The 22,707-nt window shown below is 39.9% G+C and carries 22 protein-coding genes, 1 tRNA gene and 4 pseudogenes; 15 read left to right on the forward strand and 12 right to left on the reverse strand.

All coding sequences use genetic code 11. The features are described from left to right. Window positions 1-4: 4 nt before the first annotated feature. Window positions 5-1,351, reverse strand: coding sequence for an NADP-specific glutamate dehydrogenase (gene gdhA / locus HT711_RS00555; RefSeq protein ID WP_173233391.1), 1,347 nt, complete (start codon window positions 1,349-1,351; stop codon window positions 5-7). A 203-nt stretch (window positions 1,352-1,554) separates the two neighbouring features. Between gdhA and HT711_RS11145 the strand changes: the two are divergent. Then, a pseudogene (locus HT711_RS11145) lies at window positions 1,555-1,735 on the forward strand (hypothetical protein); the annotation flags it as partial. Between the two features lie 55 nt (window positions 1,736-1,790). Here HT711_RS11145 and HT711_RS00560 read toward each other — a convergent pair. Then, window positions 1,791-3,097: pseudogene (locus tag HT711_RS00560) on the reverse strand (transposase). Between the two features lie 169 nt (window positions 3,098-3,266). Between HT711_RS00560 and HT711_RS00565 the strand changes: the two are divergent. Then, window positions 3,267-3,747, forward strand: a pseudogene (locus tag HT711_RS00565) (transposase); the annotation flags it as partial. A 164-nt stretch (window positions 3,748-3,911) separates the two neighbouring features. Here the strand turns inward: HT711_RS00565 and HT711_RS00570 are convergent. Then, complete coding sequence (locus HT711_RS00570) at window positions 3,912-5,171, reverse strand: CAP domain-containing protein (protein WP_173233393.1); 1,260 nt, start codon at window positions 5,169-5,171, stop codon at window positions 3,912-3,914. A 382-nt stretch (window positions 5,172-5,553) separates the two neighbouring features. Here HT711_RS00570 and HT711_RS00575 point away from each other — a divergent pair, with 382 nt between their 5' ends. Together HT711_RS00575 and HT711_RS00580 are read left to right on the forward strand one after the other, a co-directional pair. Next, window positions 5,554-6,951: an N-acetylmuramoyl-L-alanine amidase gene (locus tag HT711_RS00575; RefSeq protein WP_173233395.1), complete on the forward strand. Its 1,398-nt coding sequence runs from the start codon at window positions 5,554-5,556 to the stop codon at window positions 6,949-6,951. A 167-nt stretch (window positions 6,952-7,118) separates the two neighbouring features. Continuing rightward, window positions 7,119-7,562: pseudogene (locus tag HT711_RS00580) on the forward strand (EfeM/EfeO family lipoprotein); the annotation flags it as partial. Between the two features lie 341 nt (window positions 7,563-7,903). Here the strand turns inward: HT711_RS00580 and HT711_RS00585 are convergent. From HT711_RS00585 to HT711_RS00600, 4 genes are all read right to left on the reverse strand, one after another. Next, window positions 7,904-8,257: a type II toxin-antitoxin system RelE/ParE family toxin gene (locus HT711_RS00585; RefSeq protein ID WP_173233397.1), complete on the reverse strand. Its 354-nt coding sequence runs from the start codon at window positions 8,255-8,257 to the stop codon at window positions 7,904-7,906. Then, a complete protein-coding gene (locus HT711_RS00590; protein WP_173214141.1) occupies window positions 8,247-8,531 on the reverse strand; it encodes a type II toxin-antitoxin system RelB/DinJ family antitoxin in 285 nt (94 codons plus the stop codon). Before HT711_RS00590 ends, HT711_RS00585 begins: the two co-directional genes overlap by 11 nt. A gap of 177 nt (window positions 8,532-8,708) precedes the next feature. Beyond that, entirely contained in the window at window positions 8,709-8,951 is a 243-nt protein-coding gene (locus HT711_RS00595) for a type B 50S ribosomal protein L31 (protein WP_000710764.1), read from the reverse strand. A gap of 95 nt (window positions 8,952-9,046) precedes the next feature. Next, window positions 9,047-9,982, reverse strand: coding sequence for a bifunctional oligoribonuclease/PAP phosphatase NrnA (locus HT711_RS00600; protein ID WP_173233399.1), 936 nt, complete (start codon window positions 9,980-9,982; stop codon window positions 9,047-9,049). 103 nt (window positions 9,983-10,085) lie between these two features. Between HT711_RS00600 and HT711_RS00605 the strand changes: the two genes are divergently transcribed. The 6 genes from HT711_RS00605 to HT711_RS00630 all read left to right on the forward strand — a co-directional run bounded on the left by HT711_RS00605 (window position 10,086) and on the right by HT711_RS00630 (window position 12,185). Further along, on the forward strand, window positions 10,086-10,529 hold the full coding sequence (locus tag HT711_RS00605) for a flavodoxin (protein ID WP_001162128.1): 444 nt from the start codon (window positions 10,086-10,088) through the stop codon (window positions 10,527-10,529). A gap of 115 nt (window positions 10,530-10,644) precedes the next feature. Beyond that, a complete protein-coding gene (locus HT711_RS00610) occupies window positions 10,645-10,911 on the forward strand; it encodes a chorismate mutase (protein ID WP_173226983.1) in 267 nt (88 codons plus the stop codon). Further along, a complete protein-coding gene (crcB, locus tag HT711_RS00615) occupies window positions 10,908-11,282 on the forward strand; it encodes a fluoride efflux transporter CrcB (protein ID WP_173226986.1) in 375 nt (124 codons plus the stop codon). The genes HT711_RS00610 and crcB (HT711_RS00615) overlap by 4 nt, the downstream gene beginning before the upstream one ends. Next, window positions 11,276-11,605: a fluoride efflux transporter CrcB gene (crcB, locus tag HT711_RS00620; protein WP_173226988.1), complete on the forward strand. Its 330-nt coding sequence runs from the start codon at window positions 11,276-11,278 to the stop codon at window positions 11,603-11,605. Before crcB (HT711_RS00615) ends, crcB (HT711_RS00620) begins: the two co-directional genes overlap by 7 nt. Window positions 11,606-11,723: 118 nt before the next feature. Beyond that, on the forward strand, window positions 11,724-12,071 hold the full coding sequence (gene rplS / locus HT711_RS00625) for a 50S ribosomal protein L19 (RefSeq protein ID WP_001068669.1): 348 nt from the start codon (window positions 11,724-11,726) through the stop codon (window positions 12,069-12,071). A 42-nt stretch (window positions 12,072-12,113) separates the two neighbouring features. After that, a tRNA-Arg gene (locus HT711_RS00630) sits at window positions 12,114-12,185 on the forward strand. 55 nt (window positions 12,186-12,240) lie between these two features. Here the strand turns inward: HT711_RS00630 and yidA are convergent. After that, window positions 12,241-13,047, reverse strand: a complete 807-nt coding sequence (gene yidA, locus HT711_RS00635) for a sugar-phosphatase (protein ID WP_173226990.1) — start codon at window positions 13,045-13,047, stop codon at window positions 12,241-12,243. 12 nt (window positions 13,048-13,059) lie between these two features. After that, entirely contained in the window at window positions 13,060-14,364 is a 1,305-nt protein-coding gene (locus HT711_RS00640; protein WP_173226992.1) for an HD domain-containing protein, read from the reverse strand. A 71-nt stretch (window positions 14,365-14,435) separates the two neighbouring features. On the opposite strand from HT711_RS00640, the gene HT711_RS00645 reads away from it, so the two are divergent. The 3 genes from HT711_RS00645 (at window position 14,436) to ffh (ending at window position 16,819) form a co-directional block, all read left to right on the forward strand. Further along, the gene (locus tag HT711_RS00645) at window positions 14,436-14,813 is read left to right on the forward strand and encodes a DUF1934 domain-containing protein (protein ID WP_173226994.1); all 378 of its coding nucleotides are present in this window, start codon (window positions 14,436-14,438) and stop codon (window positions 14,811-14,813) included. 90 nt (window positions 14,814-14,903) lie between these two features. After that, complete coding sequence (locus HT711_RS00650) at window positions 14,904-15,236, forward strand: putative DNA-binding protein (protein ID WP_000402066.1); 333 nt, start codon at window positions 14,904-14,906, stop codon at window positions 15,234-15,236. 11 nt (window positions 15,237-15,247) lie between these two features. Then, window positions 15,248-16,819 carry a signal recognition particle protein gene (gene ffh / locus HT711_RS00655; RefSeq protein WP_173233401.1) on the forward strand — a complete coding sequence of 524 codons (1,572 nt, stop codon included), beginning with the start codon at window positions 15,248-15,250 and terminating at the stop codon, window positions 16,817-16,819. Window positions 16,820-16,914: 95 nt separating this feature from the next. Here the strand turns inward: ffh and HT711_RS00660 are convergent, their stop codons facing one another. Continuing rightward, on the reverse strand, window positions 16,915-18,198 hold the full coding sequence (locus tag HT711_RS00660) for a solute carrier family 23 protein (RefSeq protein ID WP_050089512.1): 1,284 nt from the start codon (window positions 18,196-18,198) through the stop codon (window positions 16,915-16,917). Between the two features lie 204 nt (window positions 18,199-18,402). After that, the gene (gene rsmG, locus HT711_RS00665) at window positions 18,403-19,116 is read right to left on the reverse strand and encodes a 16S rRNA (guanine(527)-N(7))-methyltransferase RsmG (RefSeq protein ID WP_173233403.1); all 714 of its coding nucleotides are present in this window, start codon (window positions 19,114-19,116) and stop codon (window positions 18,403-18,405) included. Between the two features lie 93 nt (window positions 19,117-19,209). On the opposite strand from rsmG, the gene HT711_RS00670 reads away from it, so the two are divergent. Together HT711_RS00670 and htpX are read left to right on the forward strand one after the other, a co-directional pair. Continuing rightward, window positions 19,210-19,770, forward strand: coding sequence for a LemA family protein (locus tag HT711_RS00670; RefSeq protein WP_000219846.1), 561 nt, complete (start codon window positions 19,210-19,212; stop codon window positions 19,768-19,770). 1 nt (window position 19,771) lies between these two features. Beyond that, window positions 19,772-20,671, forward strand: a complete 900-nt coding sequence (htpX, locus tag HT711_RS00675) for a zinc metalloprotease HtpX (RefSeq protein ID WP_050261483.1) — start codon at window positions 19,772-19,774, stop codon at window positions 20,669-20,671. Between the two features lie 44 nt (window positions 20,672-20,715). Here htpX and HT711_RS00680 read toward each other — a convergent pair whose 3' ends face one another. Next, window positions 20,716-22,275 carry an ATP-binding cassette domain-containing protein gene (locus HT711_RS00680; protein WP_173233405.1) on the reverse strand — a complete coding sequence of 520 codons (1,560 nt, stop codon included), beginning with the start codon at window positions 22,273-22,275 and terminating at the stop codon, window positions 20,716-20,718. Window positions 22,276-22,707: the final 432 nt, after the last annotated feature.

Raw genomic sequence — 22,707 nt, forward strand, 5'->3', positions numbered from 1 at the left:
AATCTTAAACAATACCTTGGGCAATCATAGCGTTTGCTACATTTTCAAAGGCAGCAATGTTAGCTCCTGCAAGGTAGTCTTTATCAAGACCGTATGTTTCTGAAGTTGTTTTAGCTGTGTTGAAGATATTTGTCATGATGTCTTTGAGACGGCCATCAACTTCTTCACGAGTCCATGAAAGGCGAAGACTGTTTTGGCTCATTTCAAGGGCTGAAACGGCTACACCACCAGCGTTGGCAGCTTTGGCAGGTCCGTAAAAGATACCATTTTCTTTGTAGACTTTGATGGCATCAAGATCGCTTGGCATGTTGGCGCCTTCAGATACACAGATAACTCCTTGAGCAACCAAACGTTTAGCGGCTTCACCATTGATTTCGTTTTGAGTCGCACATGGAAGAGCGATGTCATAGTTTCCAGCATAAGTCCATACTGAACCTTCATGATAAGTAGCAGTTGCTTTCTCAGCTGCATACTCAGTCAAACGAGCGCGACGTTTTTCTTTAATATCAACCAAAAGATCGAAGTCGATACCATTTTCATCAATGACATAACCATTTGAGTCAGATACAGAGATAACAGTTGCACCAAGTTCAGTCGCTTTTTGAAGAGCGTATTGAGCAACGTTCCCAGAACCTGAAATAACCACTTTCTTACCAGCAAAGCTATTACCGTTAGCTTTCAGCATTTCTTCAGTATAGTAAACCAAACCGTAACCAGTTGCTTCTGGACGAATCAAGCTACCACCAAATTCAAGAGGCTTACCAGTCAAGACACCAGCATCAAATTGGTTAAGACGCTTGTATTGACCATAAAGGTAACCAATTTCACGTCCACCTACGCCGATATCACCAGCAGGTACGTCAAGTGATGGTCCGATGTGTTTTTGCAACTCAGTCATGAAGCTTTGGCAGAAGCGCATCACTTCAGCATCTGTTTTACCTTTAGGATCGAAGTCTGATCCACCTTTACCTCCACCGATTGGAAGTCCAGTCAAGACGTTTTTGAAGATTTGTTCAAATCCGAGGAATTTCAAAATCCCTTGGTTTACAGTTGGGTGGAAACGAAGTCCTCCTTTGTATGGTCCAACAGCTGAGTTGAATTGAACACGGTAACCACGGTTTACTTGAATTTTTCCATCACGGTCAACCCAAGGAACACGGAAAGAAATTACGCGCTCAGGCTCAGTAATACGTGCCAAGATATTTTCTTCGATATACTCAGGGTGTTTTTCAAATACAGGTTCCAAAGTGTTGAAAAATTCTTCAACAGCTTGGAGGAATTCAGCCTCGTGCCCATTACGAGCTTTTACAGTTTCAAACACGCTTTGGATATATTCTTTAGCAGATGTCATATCGTTCTCCTTTTGTTGTCATATTTTATTACATGAGCTATTATAGCAGAATTTTTTTAAACTGTAAAGAGAAAAGCAAAAATTTTCTAAAAATTCTTTCAATTTAGTTTTAAGACTTTTTGAAAATAGACAAAAAACGAACCTTTTTCTTGTAAATATCTTTCTCAAAGAGAAAATCTGAAAATATGCTATAAGAAAAGAAAATGTTTAGCAATTCAGAAATCACTTGTTAATTTATCCATGATATGTTAGATTTGCCAGCAAAACTATGACCATTTTGGAGGAAAGAAATATTTACATCTCCTTATTCAGGGCAGGATTTTCTATACAAGTATAGATGTCTTGCTGGAGTTGGATCATGGAACCCAAGCGGTTATTGAGATTTAGAACTATCATCGGAATTTTGGCTCTTTGTCAACTGTAGTGGGTTGAAGAAAAGCTAAGCTCGAGAAAGGACAAATTTCGTCCTTTCTTTTTTGATGTTCAGAGCGATAAAAATCCGTTTTTTGAAGTTTTCAAAGTTCCGAAAACCAAAGGCATTGCGCTTGATAAGCTTGATGAGATTATTAGTGGCTTCCAATTTTGCGTTAGAATAGGGTAGTTGAAGAGCGTTGACAATTTTCTCTTTGTCCTTGATAAAGGTTTTAAAAACAGTCTGAAAAAGAGGATGAACCAGCTTAAGATTGTCCTCAATAAGTCCGAAAAATTTCTCTGGTTCCTTATTCTGAAAGTGAAAAAGCAAGAGCTGATAGAGATTATAGTGGTGTTTCAAGTCTTCTGAATAGCTCAAAAGCTTGTCAAGAATCTCTTTATTGGTTAAGTGCATACGAAAAGTAGGGCGATAAAATCGCTTATCACTGAGTTTACGACTATCGTGTTGAATGAGCTTCCAGTAACGTTTGATGGCTTTGTATTCATGGGATTTTCGATCGAACTGATTCATGATTTGAACACGTACACGACTTATAGCACGGCTGAGATGTTGGATAATATGGAAACGATCTAGAACGATTTTAGCACATGGGAGTGAAACAGTCTGGGAGACTGTTTCAGCCTGAGCCTAGAAATTCGAAAGCGAAGCTGTTTAGCTAAGGCATAGTAGGGACTAAACATATCCATAGTAATGATTTTCACTCGACATCGGACGGCTCTATCATATTTAAGAAAGTGATCACGAATGACAGCTTGTGTTCTACCCTCAAGAACAGTGATGATGTTGAGATTATCAAAATCTTGTGCAATAAAACTCATCTTTCCCTTAGTAAAGGCATACTCGTCCCAGGACATAATCTCAGGAAGACGAGAAAAATCATGCTTAAAGTGGAAATCATTGAGCTTTCGAATGACAGTTGAAGTTGAAATGGAAAGCTGATGGGCAATATCGGTCATAGAAGTCTTTTCAATTAACTTTTGCGCAATCTTTTGGTTGATAATACGAGGAATTTGATGATTCTTCTTGACGAGTGAGGTCTCGGCGACCATCATTTTCGAGCAATGATAGCACTTGAAACGACGCTTTCTAAATAGAATTCTAGTAGGCATACCAGTCGTTTTGAGGTAAGGAATCTTAGAAGGTTTTTGAAAGTCATATTTTTTCATTTGACTTCCACAATAAGGACAAGATGGAGCATCGTAGTCCAGTTTGGCGATGATTTCTTTGTGTGTATCCCTATTGATGATATCTATAATTTGAATATTAGGGTCTTTGATGTCTAGTAGTTTTGTGATAAAATGTAATTGTTCCATATGATTCTTTCTAATGAGTTGTTTGATCGCTTTTCATTATAGGTCATATGGGACTTTTTTTCTACAACAAAATAGGCTCCATAATATCTATAGGGGATTTACCCACTACAAATATTATAGAGCCGGAATTTTTTCATTAGACACTTGTTCGGTAACCATAAAGTACTATACTATCCATGAACAAGACCCAGAAAAAGTAGCTTTATTTCTTAAAAAATTTAATAATTTAAAGCACCTAGCACCTGTTTATATTGATGAAACAGGATTCGATACTTATTTTTATCCAGAATATGGTCTCTCATTAAAAGGTCAGTTAATAAGAGGTAAAGTATCTGGAAGAAGATATCAGAGGATTTTCTTTGGTTGCAGGGTTAACAAATGAATGGTGAGTTAATCGCTCCAATGACCTACGAAGAGACGATGACGAACGACTTTTTTGAAGCTTGGTTTCAGAAGTTTCTCTTACCAACATTAAATACACCATCAGTTATTATTATTATGGATAATGCAAGATTCCATAGAATGGGGAAGCTAGAACTTTTATGTGAAGAGTTTGGGCATAAATTTTTACCTCTTCCTCTCTACTCACCTGAGTACAATCCTATTGAAAAACATGGGCTCATATCAAAAAGCACCTCAAAAAGGTATGAGCAACTTGCAGTACTTTTTACGAGGTGCTTTTGTCTTGTTCTTGTTTCAGTTTGTTATAAACGTCTAAGATAAGAGTTATACTAGGTAAATAAAAATCTCTATACTATCTGAAAGTGAAGATTACTCACTGTGAGATAGTATAGAGTCTTTTTGGTGTGTTAAATTATCCTACCCATTCCCCATTGTAATTAACACGGTAACCGTCAGGTGTAGTCGTATTGATTGCGAGTGCACCTGAATTATAGGCATAGTACCATTTGCCAGATACTTTCATCCAGCCTGTTTTCATAGCACCTGAATCTTGAAGGTAGTACCAGCTACCATTATCTTTGAGCCAACCAGTCTTCATAGCGCCTGAACCGTCGAGATAGTACCAGCTACCGTCTTTCACCCAGCCTGTTTGCATCCAGCCAGAGTTGTCAAAGCGATACCAAGTTCTATTTATTTTTTCCCATCCATTACTCGTGTATGAGCCGTCATTGTGTTTAAACCACCAACGTCCGTTTGATTGAATCCAACTTCCGAAGTATTGGGAATGATTGAACCAACTTCTTAGTCGATTAAGAAATTCGGCAGGATCATTGGTCTCATCGTCTAGTTTCTGACTTGAATTTGTATTTTCATTTTTGGTTTTATGATTTCCGATTGCCTTCAAGTCTTTGTCAAAAAGATTCGCCTTAGTCGCAAATGTTTGAGTCTGAGAAGAATTTGCTTCTGTGTATTGAATAGCCTTTCCATAACTACCAGCTAGTTCTTCAGAGCCACCAGATGATGTTCCGAAACTTTGTGCAACGGTAACCCATCCATTTTGGGTGACAGGATTTTCAAAAGCTGCAAGCCCCATATAGGTCAATTTTGGGTTAATTAAGGATTTATAGTGTCCAGTTTGACCTGTAACACTGACACCACTACGAGATTTGACGTAATCTGCTTTTTCCTTATACCATTGATTAATAGCTGTCATAAATCCGTCATAGTTCCAAGCCAAGTTTTCTGCTAGGGAGAAATTTCCTGTAGGCCAAGCGCTCCAAATGTCCTTACTAGACAAGCGTGTGTGATCAATAGTGATAGAAGCTTCTGCTGCACGAACGAAGGCTGTTTTTTCTAGTGCAGTTGACCATTTGATAGGAACATAGCTAGTAACTAGACCTTCATCTGCTGCCTCTTTTCGAATGGCATTGATACGGTCTAAGATAGCCTGTTTATCTGGCGTTAAGAAAGTCCCTTCAATCCCAACTAGAGTAGTACCAGAAGAAGCACTAGTGACCTCAGAGTTTAAGATATTGTAGGATTGACCATTGATTGCTTGAGTGGAAACCAGCCTATCATTAGCAGCTACTGATTGTGATGTAAGAGTTCCAGCTCCTAACAAGGAAAGTACTAAAACTGTAGCAAGTGTGAACTTTTTAGTTTTATTGTTCATTTTGTGTCCTCCTATTTTTATTATAACATCTCTACTGGGCAGAGTAAACTAAAATTCGGTATAGCTAGGGACTAGATTTATTTTAAATTTAGATGTTTGCAAAAATTTTTCTTAAATTTGGTGTATAATATAAATAGATGATTTTAATGAATCTACTCGACTTGTTCGATAACTATCTGAAGCGAGATTAGGTGTTCAGAGATTGAATTTTTAAGGTTCCCACTTAGCCATGCTTTTTAGGTTTTACATATTTAAATAAGCTAAACACTCCATGACATCATATAAATTATAGTTTAGAGGATGTAGAACAACTCTTCTTTCATCAAGGAAGTAAAATAACTCAATAATACAGGGATTCCATTCCCCTAGAAAGGTTAAATAAATGAAATCATATAAGAAATTTACGATTCTTGCTCTAGCTCTTCTTGGATTTACTAGCCAAACAGTTCTAGCTAATGATACTAGTCATCCTACGAATAACTCTATCGGTAGTTCAACTACTAGCTCTGCAAATGCTTCTCAAGCAGTTACAGAAAACCAGCCAACGACCCCTAGTTCGAGTAAGCAGGAGACAAAGCCAACTCTTCCTACTGAGTCTAAGCTACAAACTGGTTGGGTAAAAGAAGATGGGAAGTGGACTTATTATAGTCAAACGGGTGTCAAATTTACAGATACTCTCTATGAGGGCTACCTATTTGATAAGAATGGTTACTTACTTGAAAATAGCTGGTATCAGATGGCTAACAAGTGGTACTACGCCAATGGCTCAGGAAAATATCTGTCTAACCAATGGAGTCAAATCAATGGTAAATGGTATGCATTTGATCAAAATGGTGTCATGATGGCTAATACCTGGAAGGGAAATTATTACCTGAAATCCAGTGGGGCTATGGCAGACAAAGAATGGGTGTACGATCCTAACTACTCTAGCTGGTTTTATCTCAAGTCAGGTGGGCACTATGCTGAACAGCAATGGGTTGGCTCTTACTATCTAAAATCTGATGGCTACATGGCTCACAAAGAGTGGATTTATGATCAAGATTATAAAGTTTGGTATTATCTTAAAGAAGATGGCGTTTATGTCACTGGAACTTATACTATTGATGGAAGTAGTCATTTTTTCAAAGATAATGGTAAATGGGTGCAAGAACTTCCAAAAGGATTTGAAAAGGGGCGCTATAGTAAGACTATTTTCCTAGATCCTGGGCATGGTGGACGTGATTCGGGCGCTTACTATTATGGAATAGCTGAAAAAGATTTGAATCTACAGGTCTCTCGTAAATTACGGAAACGTTTAGAAGAACTTGGCTATACAGTTTTAACATCTCGTGATAGTGATGTGGATGTTGACTTTGTGACAGAGCGTTCTCGTATGGTAAATAAAACGAATGCAGACTTCTTTATTAGTATTCATTTTAACGCTACTGGGAATGACACAACACTGAATCTGGGAATACAGACTTATTCTTATAAGGAAGATGCAGGTTACCCGAGCAAGATTAACCAGTACTGGCACAATAATCCAGACCGAATGAGTGAAAGTAATCGTTTGGCAGCTGACCTTCACTCCTCTCTCTTGACCGAGACAGGTGCTAGAGATGCTGGGCTTCTGCAAGCCACCTTCGCTGTTCTTCGTGAGACTGCGAAACCTGCTGTGTTATTGGAGTTGGGTTATATGGATAATCCAGAAGAAAACCAACGAATCCGTAGTGATCAATACCAAGATAAGTTAGTTGAAGGCATTATTAAAGGAATTCAAAAATATTACGCTGGAAATTAAGAATTACATCAAACTAAGCTTTGGAGATTGTCCTAGGCTTAGTTTTTTACATTTGTAATGCTATTCATAACATTAAATTGTCTGAAAATTTATTGAAAAATGAGTGAAAACATGGTATAATGAAAGGTAAAATTAATTCAGGTTTCCTGAACCGATAGGAGTATACAATGAAAAAACTAGGTTTTGTCCTTTTATCTTCAGTCTTGCTATTGACAGCTTGTGCTGTTAGGTTTGAAAAATCAACCGAGACAAATGATTCATCTAAGGTGACAGCCTTGTCTGAAGACAAGCAGAAAATGCTTGATAAGGCCACTGCTGACTATAAGACTTTTGTGCAAGAGCAAATCGATAAACTCTTGACAGATACGGAAGGCTTTGTCAAACTGTTGAAAGAAGGTAAGTTAGAAGAAGCCAAAAAGGTTTATCCACTGATTCGTATGTCTTATGAGCGTTCAGAACCGATTGCTGAAAGTTTTGGTGAGTCAGATGTCAAGATTGACTTCCGTTTGGCAGACTACATGGACGAAAACAAGACTGAAGAAGGATGGTCTGGTTTCCACCGTATCGAGCGTATCCTTTGGGAAGACAATACAACTAAAGGAACTGAAAATCAAGATAAGAAAGAGTAAATCTGCTCTAATAAAAAAACTTTGTTCTCTAGAAACCATTGTGTGGCTATCGAGAGTGCAAAGTTTTTTTGAGTTTGGAACATGAAAACAGCAGTTGATTTCAAGAAAGAAAAAAGAACAGCCGAAACTGTTCTTTTTATCATTATTTGAGACCGTATTTTACAAAGATATACTCTATAGTGTTTAAATCCTTATTAAATCAACGTTTCTAAAGGGGATATAGCTGTAAAATATTATATATATACCGTATTGTTAAACCAAGACGGTACCAAAAAGGTACCAAAAATTAAGGTTTCAGAGCTTATAAAATAATGAAAGTTGTCTCAATCAGTTGAGCTTTTTTTATTGCATTTTTGTAGCAAAGTGACGTAGTCGCTCTTTGTGTGGAATAAGTGGGAAAGAAAAACAGTTCTTTGAGTTTGGTCGATAAAGTAAAGCAAGATATACTGACCGATAATTTTTCCTCGCGTAGGGTACTTACTGTTGATTTTTAGTCCTATTTTTTCATCTGCATCAAAGCCAGCTTCAGGAAAAGTTTCTAAACTTTTTAAGCCGTCTAAAATTTTGGCTACAGTATTCTTAGCCGACTGGGGTGATAAAAGAACAGTGCTGATGTAGTTATGGATACTGTCAATTGCCTGACTCACTTCAGTAGATAGAATCACTTTATAAATCATATCGTAGCCTCATGTCATCTAGGGGAGTTCCTTGTCCGGATTCATATTCTCTTAAGGCGCGTTCAGATTGGGCTTGTAGCTCCTGAATCAATCGTTCACGGTGTAAATCTTCTGCAGTTTTTATTGGCAAATCTTGTTCGAGAACAATCTGCTCGATAAAAAGACTAATAGCATCCGTCATAGTCATTCCTTTTTCCTTGATGATAGCTCTAGCTTGTTCCATTGATGACTCATTGATTTTAAAATTGTACTGTTTAGTAAGTGATGTCGTCATGGTATATCTCCAATCTATACTATATATAGCTAGTATATATCTTTTATATTTTTTAGGCAAGAGAAAACTTTGTACTCTAGAAACTACCGAGAGTGCAAAGTTTTTTGAGTTTGGAACATGAAAACAGCAGTTAATTTCAAGAAACAAAAAAGAACAGCCGAAGCTGTCTTTTTATCATTATTTGAGACCGTATTTTTTGTTGAAACGATCCACGCGTCCATCTGCTTGAGTGAACTTTTGACGTCCAGTGTAGAATGGGTGTGAGTCTGATGAAATTTCCACACGGATCAATGGGTAAGTTTCGCCTTCGAACTCAACTGTTTCGTTAGAGCGTTTTGTTGAACCGCTAAGGAATTGGTAACCAGTAGTTGTGTCCATGAAGACAACTGGGCGATATTCTGGATGGATATCTTTTTTCATTTTGCAATATTTCCTTTCTGCCATGGTCTCTTTGCGAGCCATAGATTGTTACCATACTAGTCTATCAGATTCTGAAAAGTTTGGCAAGTATTTTATCAGTTTTTAAGCAAGTTTTTTAACTTTTGGTAGATGATTTCGTTTTCTTCTAGGCTATAGGAATTAGCACCACTTGCTAGAGGGTGGCCTCCACCATCATGTTCCTTGGCAATTTCATTGATAGGATGGATTTTACTGCGTAAGCGAACACGGTAGTGGCCATCAGCCTGTTCTACAAAAATTCCCCAGAGACTGACGCTGTCAATCCGACCAGGAGCTCCAACAATGGCCGCAGTTTCAGCATCGGTGACATTGAACCGTTTTAAGATTTCCTGACTCAGGATAACGCGAGCAGCACCATTTTCATCCACTTCCAGATGGTCGTAGATGTAGCCTTGAAGTTTTGCAATTTTGTAGCTCATAGTGTCCATTTTGCGAGTGAGAGCTGCAAAGTCAAAGTTATGTTCTCTCAAATAAGCAGCCAGGCGAAGAGTCCGTGCAGTCGTAGAAGGGTAGAGGAAGCGACCTGTATCACCAACAATTCCTGCAAAGAGCAACTCAGCAGCGCGATCTGACAAGGACAGTTGAGTTGTTTCTGCAAATAAGGTAATCATCTCACTAGCGCTACTTGAACTAGTATCCACCCATGATAGGTCACCGTATACATCATCATTTGGATGGTGGTCAATTTTAATGAGAAAATCACCTTGAATATAGCGTTTATCATCAATACGAGCAGTATTCGCCGTATCACAGACGATGACAAGTGCTCCCTGGTAGGCACTATCTTCAACAAGATCCATCTCAGCCATCCAAGTAAGAGTTGGTTCATCAAAACCAACTGCTTTGATGGTTTTTTCTGGGAAATGATGTTTGAGAAGAGCTTTCAATCCCACCTGACTTCCCAAGGCATCAGGGTCTGGTTTCATATGACGATGAATGATAATCGTGTCGTATTCTTTAATTTTTTCTAAAATTTGATGGCAAATGTCCATAAATAACCTCAATTCTTTCTCATTTCATTGTAGCACAAGAATTTTTATTTTTAAAATGAAAAAGATGTGATATAATGGAGAAAGATAAATTGAGGAGGACGATATGGCATTAGCAAAAATTGTATTTGCCAGTATGACCGGTAATACCGAAGAAATTGCAGATATTGTAGCAGACAAATTACGTGACTTGGGCTTGGATGTCGATGTTGATGAATGTACAACTGTTGACGCTTCAGACTTCTTGGAAGCAGACATCGCTATCGTTGCGACCTATACTTATGGTGATGGAGAATTGCCAGATGAGATGATGGACTTCTACGAAGACCTAGCTGATCTCAATTTGAATGGTAAAATCTACGGAGTGGTTGGTTCAGGTGACACCTTCTACGATGAATTCTGTAAGGCTGTTGATGACTTTGATCGTGTCTTTGTGTCAACAGGAGCAGAAAAAGGTTCAGAGTGTGTTAAAGTTGATCTTTCTGCCGAGGAGGAAGATATTGAACGCTTAGAACAATTCGCAGAAGAATTGGCTGCTAAAGTAGGATAAGCATAAACGTGCGCTGATGCAATCAATCAGTGCATTTTTCTTATCGTGACTTGGGATTTTACTAGCCTATTTAGTGGCTTTTTGATACAATAATTCAAATAAAGGAGGAGACTGTATGGATTTAGATAGTATTCGTCAAGAAATTGATCAAATCGACGACCAAATCGTCAAGCTCTTAGAAGAACGAATGCATTTGGTTGAGGGTGTAGTTGCCTATAAGAAAGCTTCAGGTAAACCGATTTTAGATACTAAGAGAGAAGCGGTTATTTTTGAAAAGGTTAGAAGTCGTGTAGAGGACAAGCGCTATCAGGAGACTATTGTCGCGACTTTTTCGGACATACTCAAACGTTCGCGTGATTATCAGGATAAAAATATCAAATGAAAAAAGAACAATTTTATCCGCTAGGGATTTTTCTAGCTGCTATGTTGGGCGGACTTGTCCGCTATCTAGTTTCCACTTGGTTACCAGCCAGTCCAGATTTTCCTTGGGGAACCCTTCTTGTTAACTATCTAGGTATTTTCTGCTTGGTTTATCTTGTCAAGGGCTATCTGGTCTATAAAGGAACCAGTAAGGGCTTGGTTTTAGCACTAGGTACAGGTTTTTGCGGAGGTCTAACAACCTTTTCCAGTCTCATGCTTGATGTTGTAAAACTGCTTGATACAGGGCGCTATGTTAGCTTAGTCTTGTATCTCATTTTAAGCATTGGTGGTGGCCTGCTCTTAGCCTATTGTCTGGGGAGGAAGAAATGGTAATGGTCTATCTTGCAATTGCTTGTGGTTGCGGAGCTTTAGTGCGCTATTTCTTTTCCCGCTATAATCAATCTTCTAAATTGCCACTTGGAACGCTTATAGCAAATCTTTTAGGGTGTTTTTTGATTGGATTATTCTACAATCATGTGGAGTCTAAGGAAGTCTATGCTATTCTAGCAACAGGATTTTGCGGAGGTTTGACAACTTTTTCGACCTTGAATGACGAACTCCAAAGGTTGCTAAGTGATAAGAAGGTTTTTTATTCTTACCTGACTTTGACTTACCTAGGTGGTTTAGTTGCGATTTTTTTAGGAATTCTGCTATAAATTTCTTTACTTTTTTGTGGAAATTTGGTAAACTGTATCTTGTGTGTAATGGACGCACAAAAATACAGTTTATCCGCTGAGGAAGATTCCTCAAGATTGACAAAGATAGGAGAATAAAATGAATCCATTAATCCAAAGCTTGACTGAAGGTCAACTTCGTACTGATATCCCATCATTCCGTCCTGGTGACACTGTTCGTGTACACGCGAAAGTTGTCGAAGGTAACCGTGAACGTATCCAGATTTTTGAAGGTGTTGTTATCGCACGTAAAGGTGCTGGCATTTCTGAAAACTACACAGTTCGTAAAATCTCTAACGGTGTAGGTGTTGAGCGTATCTTCCCAATCCACACTCCACGTGTTGAAAAGATCGAAGTTGTTCGTTACGGTAAAGTACGTCGTGCGAAATTGTACTACTTGCGTGCTCTTCAAGGTAAGGCAGCTCGTATCAAAGAAATCCGTCGTTAATTCGACTAAAAAACTCTGCTCATTTAGCAGAGTTTTTATCTAGCTCCCTTAGTTCAATGGATATAACAACTCCCTCCTAAGGAGTAGTTGCTGGTTCGATTCCGGCAGGGGGCATGTAATTAGATACTAAAAACCGCTCAGCTGAGCGGTTTTCGTATATTTTTCCCTTTTACAGTACCCATGTACGGATGGCATGGGCAACGCCAGATTCATCATTAGATTTAGTGATGTATTTGGCGATTTTTTTGATTTCTGGATTTCCATTTTCCATGACAACGGGGTTGCCAACGACTTCCAGCATGGCACGGTCATTTTCTTCGTCCCCGATCGCCATAGTTTCATCTTTGGTCAATCCGAGTTTTTCAGCTAAGTGAGTAATGGCTGAACCCTTGTCAACATTCTTTTTAAGGAGTTCGAGGTAGAAAGGAGCAGATTTGTTGATAGAGTAGCGTTCGTAAAATTCGGCTGGGATTTTTTCAATCGCAGCATCGAGGATTTCTGGCTCATCTATGAACATACACTTGACAATTTCTTTGTCAGCCATTTCTTCAGGTGTACGGTAGAAAATTGGCATGCTGACGAGGGTTGATTCGTGCACTGTGTATTTTCCGATATTGCGATTGGCTGTGTAGATGCCGTCCTTGGTAATAGCGTGCATGTGGACACCGAGCTTACGACTGAGAAATTCCATATCAAGATAATCCTCATAAGTCAAGGATTCGCTGATAATCTCATGCCCTGTAGCAGTTTCTTGGACAAGGGCACCATTGAAGGTCACAACATAGTCACCCTCGTCTCTCAACTGTAAGTCGTCCAGAAGTTTGGCAACACCTGCGATAGGGCGGCCAGTTGCAATGACGACTTTGACACCAGATTCTTTGGCATCTTGGATGGCAGAAAAGACTTCAGGAGTAATTTCCTTTTGGCTATTGACTAGGGTTCCGTCAATATCGACGGCGATTAGTTTAATACTCATAAATTTCCTCTTCTAGTTTTTATTTGAGTTAAAATGATCGTTCTCAATCAAGTGTAGAAATTGTTGGGTAATGCTTGCGAAGATACTGTTTTGGTCCAACATTTCTTTCGGGAAATAAAAACGATTATCTCCGTGACGGCTACCAGCAAGGGATTGGACAATAGGAGACAGGCTAGAGAGTTCGGCTAGTTCTCCATTCTTTTGTAAAATCTCAATCTGTGTCCGTGGATTTTCAGATTCGGGACGATAGATATCATAAGGGAGGTCAAAGTTCTTATGAATAGCAGTGTAGTAGTCGGGATCAAAGCCGATATCCTCAACCAATTTTCTCATGCTAGCGAGTTGGTCTTGATCTTCTTGTGAAAAGGTAATGGATTTAAAGACCTTGCGGTTGACAAAGCGTTGCGACAAATCTGCGAGAATCTTGTCAGGACTGGTCATCCAGAGTTGGAAGTAGGTATTCATCACACCATCATCCAGAGCTAGATAGTCAGACAAGGTCACATTTTTTTCAAAGAATGGCAGGAGGTGTGGAGAAGTTCGTGCAAAGAAGTCCTTGTCCTCAGGATAGAGTTCCTTGGCGCGTTTGAGGAGATTCTGCAGGAGAACTTCCATAGCGCGTGTTGCTGGGTGGAAATAAACCTGCATGTACATCTGGTAACGACTGAGGACGTAGTCTTCGATAGCATGCATGCCATTGCGCTGAAAGGCGATACCATTTGCGACAGGACGAATGACTCGGAGGATGCGAGTCAGGTCAAATTCCCCATAAGATGCTCCCGTAAAATAGGAGTCACGCAAGAGATAGTCCATGCGGTCTGCATCAATTTGACTGGAAATGAGTTGCACGACCTGCTTGTTAGGATAGGTATGGTCAATGACACTGGCAACCTTTTCTGGGAAATCAGGTGCCACTTGTAGCAGGACTTGATGAATTTCCGTCTCAGGACTTTGGATAATCTCCTGAGTAATGGCTTCATGGTCTGTATCAAAGAGATGTTCAAAAGTATGGGAGTAGGCACCATGCCCAAGGTCGTGTAGGAGAGCAGCGGTCATGGTCAAGAGGGACTCGGCAGGATTCCATTCTTCTGGATATTTTTCTTCAAAAATCTCTGTGATGCGTCGTGCAATTTCATAGACCCCTAGACAGTGGGAGAAGCGGCTGTGCTCCCCACCGTGGAAGGTATAACTGGAAGTTCCCAGTTGCTTGATCCGGCGCAAACGCTGAAATTCTTTTGTATTAATCAAATCATAGATGATTTGATTATCGACATGGATGTAGTTGTGAACTGGGTCACGGAATACTTTTTCGTTCATATGACCATTATAGCAAAAAGCTAGAGTTTTTGGTAAAATAGTAGGACAAGAGACAAGAAAGAGGACTTGATGTGAAGATTAGGATGCGAAATACGATTCAGTTTGATGAGCAGTTGGAAGTGATTGACCAGCTTTATGACGTGGAAGTGCATGAAAAAGGAGATTATAGCTACCTGCTTTTCTATAATGGGGAAAAGGAAAAAGTGGTTATTAAATTTCATGGTCAAGAACTTGTGATGAGCCGATTTTCCAATCCCAAGACCATTATGCGCTTTTTAAAGGATAGTGATAGTTTAGCCTATATTCCCACACCTATGGGCATGCAGGAGTTTATCATCCAAACGAGCCATTATGAAGTTGATGGGCAAAAGATTCATTTAGATTATCAACTACAAAATCAAGAGGGACAACCCTTTGCCAGCTATCAATTGGAAATTACTTGGGGCTAGGCTCATGTCTTTTTCAAATTTAGCTAGCTATCTTCTTGGATTGGCTCCCTAGTGTGGTAGATTAGGCTATTTTTTGGTATAATAAAAGTTATGGAAATTGAAAAAACCAATCGAATGAATGCGCTCTTTGAATTTTATGCGGCGCTTTTGACAGATAAGCAAATGAATTACATCGAGCTCTACTACGCTGATGATTACAGCCTCGCTGAGATTGCCGAGGAGTTTGGTGTCAGTCGTCAGGCTGTCTATGATAATATCAAGCGGACAGAAAAGATTCTGGAAGATTATGAGATGAAATTGCACATGTACTCGGACTACATTGTCCGAAGTCAGATTTTTGACCAGATTTTGGAGCGCTATCCCAAGGATGACTTTCTGCAGGAGCAGATAGAAATTTTAACAAGCATTGATAATAGAGAATAAGAGGAAGAAGAATGGCATTTGAAAGTTTAACAGAACGTTTACAGAACGTCTTTAAAAATTTACGTAAAAAAGGAAAAATCTCTGAATCTGATGTCCAAGAGGCAACCAAAGAAATTCGCTTGGCCTTGCTTGAGGCCGACGTTGCCTTGCCTGTTGTAAAGGACTTTATCAAGAAAGTTCGTGAGCGTGCAGTCGGACATGAGGTTATTGATACCCTTAATCCTGCGCAACAAATTATTAAAATCGTTGATGAGGAACTGACAACCGTTTTAGGTTCTGATACGGCAGAAATTATCAAGTCACCTAAGATTCCTACAATCATCATGATGGTCGGTTTGCAGGGGGCTGGTAAAACAACCTTTGCTGGTAAATTGGCCAACAAACTCAAGAAAGAAGAAAATGCTCGTCCTTTAATGATTGCGGCGGATATTTATCGTCCTGCGGCTATTGACCAGTTGAAAACTCTGGGTCAACAGATTGATGTGCCTGTCTTCGCACTTGGAACAGAAGTACCAGCTGTTGAGATTGTACGTCAAGGTTTGGAACAAGCCCAAGCCAATCATAACGACTATGTCTTGATTGATACGGCAGGTCGTTTGCAGATTGATGAGCTTTTGATGAATGAGCTTCGTGACGTGAAAGCATTGGCTCAACCAAATGAAATTTTGCTCGTCGTTGATGCCATGATTGGTCAAGAAGCGGCTAATGTTGCGCGTGAGTTTAACGCTCAGTTGGAAGTGACTGGGGTCATCCTTACCAAGATTGATGGGGATACTCGTGGTGGTGCTGCTCTATCTGTTCGTCACATTACTGGAAAACCAATCAAGTTCACTGGTACAGGTGAAAAGATTACGGACATTGAAACCTTCCACCCAGACCGCATGTCTAGCCGTATCCTTGGCATGGGGGATATGCTCACTCTGATTGAGAAAGCTTCTCAGGAATACGATGAGCAAAAAGCCCTTGAAATAGCTGAGAAGATGCGTGAAAACACCTTTGATTTCAATGATTTCATTGATCAGTTGGATCAGGTGCAAAACATGGGGCCAATGGAAGACTTGCTCAAGATGATTCCAGGTATGGCTAACAACCCAGCCCTTCAAAACATGAAGGTAGATGAGCGTCAGATTGCTCGTAAACGTGCCATTGTGTCTTCCATGACACCTGAAGAACGTGAAAACCCAGATTTGTTAAATCCAAGCCGTCGCCGTCGTATCGCTGCTGGTTCTGGAAATACATTTGTCGAAGTCAATAAATTCATCAAGGACTTTAACCAGGCTAAACAGCTCATGCAGGGTGTCATGTCTGGGGATATGAACAAAATGATGAAGCAAATGGGAATCAATCCAAATAACCTTCCTAAAAATATGCCAAATATGGGAGGAATGGATATGTCTGCCCTTGAAGGAATGATGGGACAAGGCGGTATGCCTGACCTGTCAGCTCTCGGAGGGGCAGGAATGCCAGATATGAGCCAAATGTTTGGTGGCGGACTCAAAGGTAAAATCGGTGAATTTGCTATGAAACAGTCCATGAAACGCATGGCGAATAAAATGAAGAAAGCAAAGAAGAAACGCAAGTAAGATAAGGGAAGGCCGCAGGGCTTTCCTTTTTTAGAAAGAAGAAAAATGAGCACTTCAGTAGTTGGAAATGCTCGTTTTTTGATGTATTTAGACTCTTAATCTTTATTTTCGTATGGTAAGATCAAGTTCAAGATGATTCCTGTCATAGCTGATAGGGCAGTTCCTGAAAGGGTAACTGGACCAAGTTTAAGGATAGCTCCTCCAAGCCCAAGGACTAACATGGCACTTGCGATGATTAGGTTACGCATTTGAGCGAAATCAACACGTTCTTTGATCAAGACTTTCAAACCGTTGCTGGCGATAACTCCGTAGAGAAGGATTGACATACCACCAAGTACAGCATTTGGAATGGTTGAAATCAAGGCAGTGAATTTACCAAGGAAGCTAAGGGCAATCGCGATGAAGGCAGCGTTACGGATAACTGAGACAGAAGCGATACGAGTCATACCGATAACCCCTGTATTTTCTCCGTAAGTTGTATTGGCTGGTCCACCAAGGAAGGCAGAAACAGAAGTTGCGATACCGTCACCAAGAAGAGTACGGTGAAGACCTGGTTCTTTCAAGAATTGACGACCACAGATTTGACCCAAAACAGTATGGTCTCCGATATGTTCAGAAATTGTTACGATAGCGATTGGCAAGATAGCGATGGTTTCTGGACCAAAGTAAAGATTGTATTCTTTAAAGGCACCACCTGTGCTAAATGGCAAGTAGAAACCAGGAATTTCAAACCAGTTAGCTTCTAGGACAGGCGTAAAGTCAACCAAGCCAAGAGTTAGTGCGAAGAGGTAACCACCGATAATGGCAAAGAGGAAAGGAATGATTCGTAGGAAGCCTTTTCCTTTTGTATTGATAAAGGCAGCAATCAAGAACGTAACAACGGCTACAAGAGCATTTTTCCAATTTCCGTCTGCTACAAGACCTGCATTGGTAACAGCTGAACCTGCAAGTCCAAGACCGATAACGATGATCATAGGACCGATAATGATTGGTGGCAAGAGTTTATCAATCCATTTTGTTCCTACAAATCGGATGCTGGTAGCAACAAGGACATATACCAAACCAGTCAAGATAACCCCTGTTTGGGCAGCAGATACATCGCCACCCATTTCTTTCATAGCAAGTGACATAGCTGTGATAAAGGCAAATGAAGAACCTAGATAAACTGGAACTTTAAAACCAGTTGAAATCATGTAGATGAGTGTCCCAACACCTGAAGCAAAAAGGGCAACAGATACAGGCATTCCCAAAATCAATGGTACCAAGATGGTCGCACCAAACATAGCGAAAACGTGTTGGAAGCTAAGGAGAATTCCTTTTCCAGCCGAAGGACGTTGGTCAACGTCTAGTAACAAATCAACAGTTGATTCTTGTTTCATATAAACCTCACTTTTGGGCATCAAAAAAGAGCCCATTATTTTACAGCAATAGGCCCTCAGAGTAAGACTTCTCTAAAATCTAGACTTTAAAGAGTTTTAAATATTTCTGCGTCTTCGTCACCTCACGGGATGACATTAAAAACCTTTGCTTGTGATAGTATAGCAAAAATTACAAACTTTGTAAATATTTTTTTACTAAAAAGATTAAAGTGGGCGTTTATTGGGCATGCCAGCCTTACGTGGATATTTATTTGGTGTTTCCTTTTTCTTTTCTACCACTGTGATGTAGCGCGGATCTCCATTAGGTAGAGCGTAGCTGAGATTGTCTTCGACCTTACTAAAAAGGAGGTTGAGGGCATTCTTAGCTTCTAACAACTCCTCAGGCGCATTGCTGGCCTTGAGTGCCAATAGTTTCCCGCCAACTTTAAGGTAGGGAATAGTCAATTCAGACAAGACCTGCATACGGGCAACCGCACGAGCTGTCACCATATCAAACTGAGCACGGAAGTTCTTGTCTTGGGCAAAATCTTCTGCACGCCCATGGTAGAAATGAACGCCGTCTAAATCCAGTTCTTGAGCCAACAATTGGAGAAAGTTAATGCGTTTGTTGAGTGAATCAATGATGGTCACATCAAGCTGAGGATAGAGGATTTTCATCGGCAGACTAGGAAATCCTGCCCCAGCTCCAATATCAAGAAGTTTGATAGTTTCATTAGGAATCAAACCTTGAAGAATGGGTGCAATCGAATCGTAAAAATGTTTGAGATAAACTTCATCCTTGTCCGTAATGGCTGTTAAATTAATCTTTTCATTCCACTCGACCAAGAGTTCAAAATAACGTTCAAATTGATGTTTTTGCTGGTCCGAAAGTGGAAGATTTTGCTCGGCAAGCAAGTTGTAAAATGTTTCTGGTTTCATAGTTATTTCCTTCTTTAGTATCATCTTATTTTACCACAATCATAAAAAATTTGATATACTGGTACTAATCTAAAAGCAGAAAGGACTTATATCATGACTTGGATTATTCTTGGAGTTTTGGCTCTTGTTGTTATTTTTGTGATTGTTAGCTATAACGGTTTGGTTAAAAATCGTATGCAAACCAAGGAGGCTTGGAGTCAGATTGATGTTCAGTTGAAACGTCGAAATGACCTCTTGCCAAACTTGATTGAAACTGTAAAAGGTTATGCTAAATATGAAGGTTCTACCCTTGAAAAGGTGGCAGAACTTCGTAACCAAGTGGCGGCAGCGACTTCACCAGCAGAAGCTATGAAAGCTAGTGATGCCCTCACTCGTCAGGTTTCAGGTATTTTTGCAGTTGCAGAAAGCTATCCAGATTTGAAAGCTAGTGCAAACTTTGTTAAATTGCAAGAGGAGTTGACAAACACAGAAAATAAAATTTCTTACTCTCGACAACTCTACAACAGTGTTGTCAGCAACTACAATGTAAAATTAGAAACTTTCCCAAGCAATATTATCGCTGGAATGTTTGGATTTAAAGCAGCAGATTTCCTTCAAACTCCAGAAGAGGAAAAGGCAGTTCCTAAGGTTGATTTTAGCGGTTTAGGTGACTAAGATGTTGTTTGATCAAATTGCAAGCAATAAACGAAAAACGTGGATTTTGTTGCTGGTGTTTTTCCTACTCTTAGCTCTTGTTGGCTATGCGGTTGGTTACCTTTTTATGCGATCTGGGCTTGGTGGTTTGGTTATCGCACTGATTATCGGCTTTATCTATGCCTTGTCCATGATTTTTCAATCGACAGAGATTGTCATGTCCATGAATGGAGCGAGTGAGGTGGATGAACAAACGGCACCAGACCTCTACCATGTAGTAGAAGATATGGCTATGGTGGCTCAGATTCCTATGCCCCGTGTTTTCATCATTGATGATCCAGCCTTAAATGCCTTTGCGACAGGTTCTAACCCTCAAAATGCTGCTGTTGCTGCGACTTCAGGTCTCCTAGCTATCATGAATCGTGAGGAACTAGAAGCTGTTATGGGACATGAAGTCAGTCATATTCGTAATTACGATATACGTATTTCGACTATTGCTGTCGCCCTTGCTAGTGCTATCACCTTGCTTTCTAGTATGGCAGGTCGTATGATGTGGTGGGGTGGAGCAGGCCGTAGACGAAGTGACGATGACCGAGAAGGAAATGGCTTAGAAATCATTATGCTCGTGGTTTCTCTACTAGCTATTGTACTGGCTCCTCTCGCTGCAACCTTGGTGCAACTAGCTATTTCTCGTCAGAGGGAATTCCTAGCTGATGCTTCCAGTGTCGAGTTGACTCGTAATCCTCAAGGGATGATCAATGCTCTACGTAAGTTGGATAATAGTAAACCCATGAGTCGTCCTGTCGATGATGCCAGCAGTGCACTTTATATCAATGATCCTAAGAAAGGGGGAGGGTTCCAAAAACTCTTTTATACCCACCCACCTATTTCAGAACGGATTGAACGTTTAAAACATATGTAAAAAGAATCCAGAGGTCATCTCTGGATTTTTACTATGTTGCAAATTTATAAATCTTCTAAATTAACTAGCTCCAAACCGTGTTCTGTTAAGCGATAGATGCTTGAACAGACCTCTTTTAAGAAACGACGGTCATGCGAAACAGTGATGAGACCGCCTGGATAGGTTGCAAAGAGTTTTCTGATTTGGGGTTGAGAAGTTGGAGAAAAGTTTCGTGTGGGTTCATCCAGAAGGAGAAAGTTTGGTTTGCGCAAGACTAAATCCAAAAGCAGGAGTTTACCCTGTTGTCCGCCAGATAAGGAGCGAATTTGATGCTGCATTTCTGGATAACTGAAATTGAGACTGGCTAAGTGAGATTGGATTTTCTGCAGTTCCTCTTTTTCACCAGTTTTGCTGAGATAGGCTATAGGGGATAAATCCAATTGTAGTTTTTTATGGTAATCTTGTGGCATATAACCAAGAGAAATCTCTCTTTTTTGACTTAGCATTTGTTGCAACTTTGCTAACAGAGTTGATTTCCCCATACCATTTGGCCCGATGATACCGATTTTTTCTTGCCCACGGACAGTTAGTTGTAGTTCTTGCACCAAAATTCGCTCGCCAATGGACAAATTCTCTTTTTCCAGTTGGATTAAGACTTTAGAAGCCGGTAATGGCTGTATATCTGAGAAGAAAAGTCTGATTTCTTCCTCTTCAAGTGGTTTTTGGGTCATGGACTGAGCTAGCTTTTCAAAGCGTTTTTCTTGAGATAGAACATTTTTCATCTTTTTAGCCAATAGGCGACCGGCAGTACTGTCTTTGGTAGCTCGAAGTGCAGTCTCTACATGTTGCTTGACTCGCCGATGTTTTTCCATGGTTTTATCGTAGGTTCTTTGATCGTTAGCCGCTTGCTGACTTTGTCTGGCAAAATTAGCCTTTCTCTGCTCACTATAGCGGTCATAGTCTAAATGCTCTACTAACGTTTCTGCTTCTTTACGGTGTTTGACCAGTCGCAAGTGAACAATAGTGTCTGCCGTTTCAGAAAGAAAGTCCTCATCATGGGAGATGAAAATAGCAGTTTGCCGAATCTTTTGAATCTGACTTTTTAGCCAATCAACCGTCTCAAGGTCTAGGTCATTTGAAGGTTCATCTAAAAATAGAATCTCAAAGGGTTTGGCTAACTCATGGATGAGCTGAATTTTCAAAGCTTCACCCCCTGATAGACTGCCAATCTCTTGGTCGCTTGCGAAACGATTGCTATCAAAATGCAATTCCTCAGCCAAACGATAGAGGATACTGTAGTCTAAATCAATAGAATCTAAAAAGAAGTAGTCGTGTAAAGTTTTCTTTTTCAGCTCCTCGGGGAGTTTTTGAGGAATGTAGGCTAGTGATTGATGGTCAGACTGGATGTCTCCCCTGATAGTGAAATCAGGCAAAGCTTCCCCCATTAAAGTTTTAAGTAAGGTTGATTTGCCATTTCCTTCCTCTCCAATAATAGCTACCTTTTCCCCATCCTGGATGGTCATGCTTAGATCAGAGACAAGGTCTCGTAAATCTTTGTTTTGTGTGATGGTCAGGTGATTGATTTTTATCATATGATTGCCCTTTCTAGAATGTCCATAGTGCATAACAAAAAGCTCTACTTTACCTAGTAGAGCCCAAAGTCTATGTCAAAAAAACTCTATGAAAATGCCAGAAAAAAGAGCATAAAAGAGCACACAAAAAGAGACAAAAACAAGATCTACTAAATAAAGGTTCTTTATTTGATAGACTTAGTTGTTCATGTCTCCCTTACCTCCGAGTATTAGTATCTTTATACTATACCTTTAAGGAAATTTTGTCAACAGAAAACTGGAAATTCTATGCTCTAAAATCCGTGTGGTAGGCATTAGTAATGAGTTCTTTGTCTTCCATGTGAGTATCTTCCTTGCTCTGATGTATTCTTGCCTATAGTATAGAACTAAAAAAATGACATAGTAAACATGTTAAAAACTCGAATGTTAATTACAAAGTTTGCTGTGCTGATTTGTAGCCTTTTCATGGTATAATCAAGAGAGTAA

Origin of the sequence: Streptococcus sp. 1032 (genome assembly GCF_013277015.1) — a bacterium.
Lineage (GTDB): Bacteria > Bacillota > Bacilli > Lactobacillales > Streptococcaceae > Streptococcus.

Excerpts from the sequence above, each read along its gene's own strand:
- gdhA (WP_173233391.1), bottom strand. The coding sequence starts at position 1,351 with ATGACATCTGCTAAAGAATATATCCAAAGCGTGTTTGAAACTGTAAAA.
- HT711_RS00570 (WP_173233393.1), bottom strand. The coding sequence starts at position 5,171 with ATGAACAATAAAACTAAAAAGTTCACACTTGCTACAGTTTTAGTACTT.
- HT711_RS00575 (WP_173233395.1), top strand. The coding sequence starts at position 5,554 with ATGAAATCATATAAGAAATTTACGATTCTTGCTCTAGCTCTTCTTGGA.
- HT711_RS00585 (WP_173233397.1), bottom strand. The coding sequence starts at position 8,257 with ATGATTTATAAAGTGATTCTATCTACTGAAGTGAGTCAGGCAATTGAC.
- HT711_RS00590 (WP_173214141.1), bottom strand. The coding sequence starts at position 8,531 with ATGACGACATCACTTACTAAACAGTACAATTTTAAAATCAATGAGTCA.
- HT711_RS00595 (WP_000710764.1), bottom strand. The coding sequence starts at position 8,951 with ATGAAAAAAGATATCCATCCAGAATATCGCCCAGTTGTCTTCATGGAC.
- HT711_RS00600 (WP_173233399.1), bottom strand. The coding sequence starts at position 9,982 with ATGGACATTTGCCATCAAATTTTAGAAAAAATTAAAGAATACGACACG.
- HT711_RS00605 (WP_001162128.1), top strand. The coding sequence starts at position 10,086 with ATGGCATTAGCAAAAATTGTATTTGCCAGTATGACCGGTAATACCGAA.
- HT711_RS00610 (WP_173226983.1), top strand. The coding sequence starts at position 10,645 with ATGGATTTAGATAGTATTCGTCAAGAAATTGATCAAATCGACGACCAA.
- crcB (WP_173226986.1), top strand. The coding sequence starts at position 10,908 with ATGAAAAAAGAACAATTTTATCCGCTAGGGATTTTTCTAGCTGCTATG.
- crcB (WP_173226988.1), top strand. The coding sequence starts at position 11,276 with ATGGTAATGGTCTATCTTGCAATTGCTTGTGGTTGCGGAGCTTTAGTG.
- rplS (WP_001068669.1), top strand. The coding sequence starts at position 11,724 with ATGAATCCATTAATCCAAAGCTTGACTGAAGGTCAACTTCGTACTGAT.
- yidA (WP_173226990.1), bottom strand. The coding sequence starts at position 13,047 with ATGAGTATTAAACTAATCGCCGTCGATATTGACGGAACCCTAGTCAAT.
- HT711_RS00640 (WP_173226992.1), bottom strand. The coding sequence starts at position 14,364 with ATGAACGAAAAAGTATTCCGTGACCCAGTTCACAACTACATCCATGTC.
- HT711_RS00650 (WP_000402066.1), top strand. The coding sequence starts at position 14,904 with ATGGAAATTGAAAAAACCAATCGAATGAATGCGCTCTTTGAATTTTAT.
- ffh (WP_173233401.1), top strand. The coding sequence starts at position 15,248 with ATGGCATTTGAAAGTTTAACAGAACGTTTACAGAACGTCTTTAAAAAT.
- HT711_RS00660 (WP_050089512.1), bottom strand. The coding sequence starts at position 18,198 with ATGAAACAAGAATCAACTGTTGATTTGTTACTAGACGTTGACCAACGT.
- rsmG (WP_173233403.1), bottom strand. The coding sequence starts at position 19,116 with ATGAAACCAGAAACATTTTACAACTTGCTTGCCGAGCAAAATCTTCCA.
- HT711_RS00670 (WP_000219846.1), top strand. The coding sequence starts at position 19,210 with ATGACTTGGATTATTCTTGGAGTTTTGGCTCTTGTTGTTATTTTTGTG.
- htpX (WP_050261483.1), top strand. The coding sequence starts at position 19,772 with ATGTTGTTTGATCAAATTGCAAGCAATAAACGAAAAACGTGGATTTTG.
- HT711_RS00680 (WP_173233405.1), bottom strand. The coding sequence starts at position 22,275 with ATGCACTATGGACATTCTAGAAAGGGCAATCATATGATAAAAATCAAT.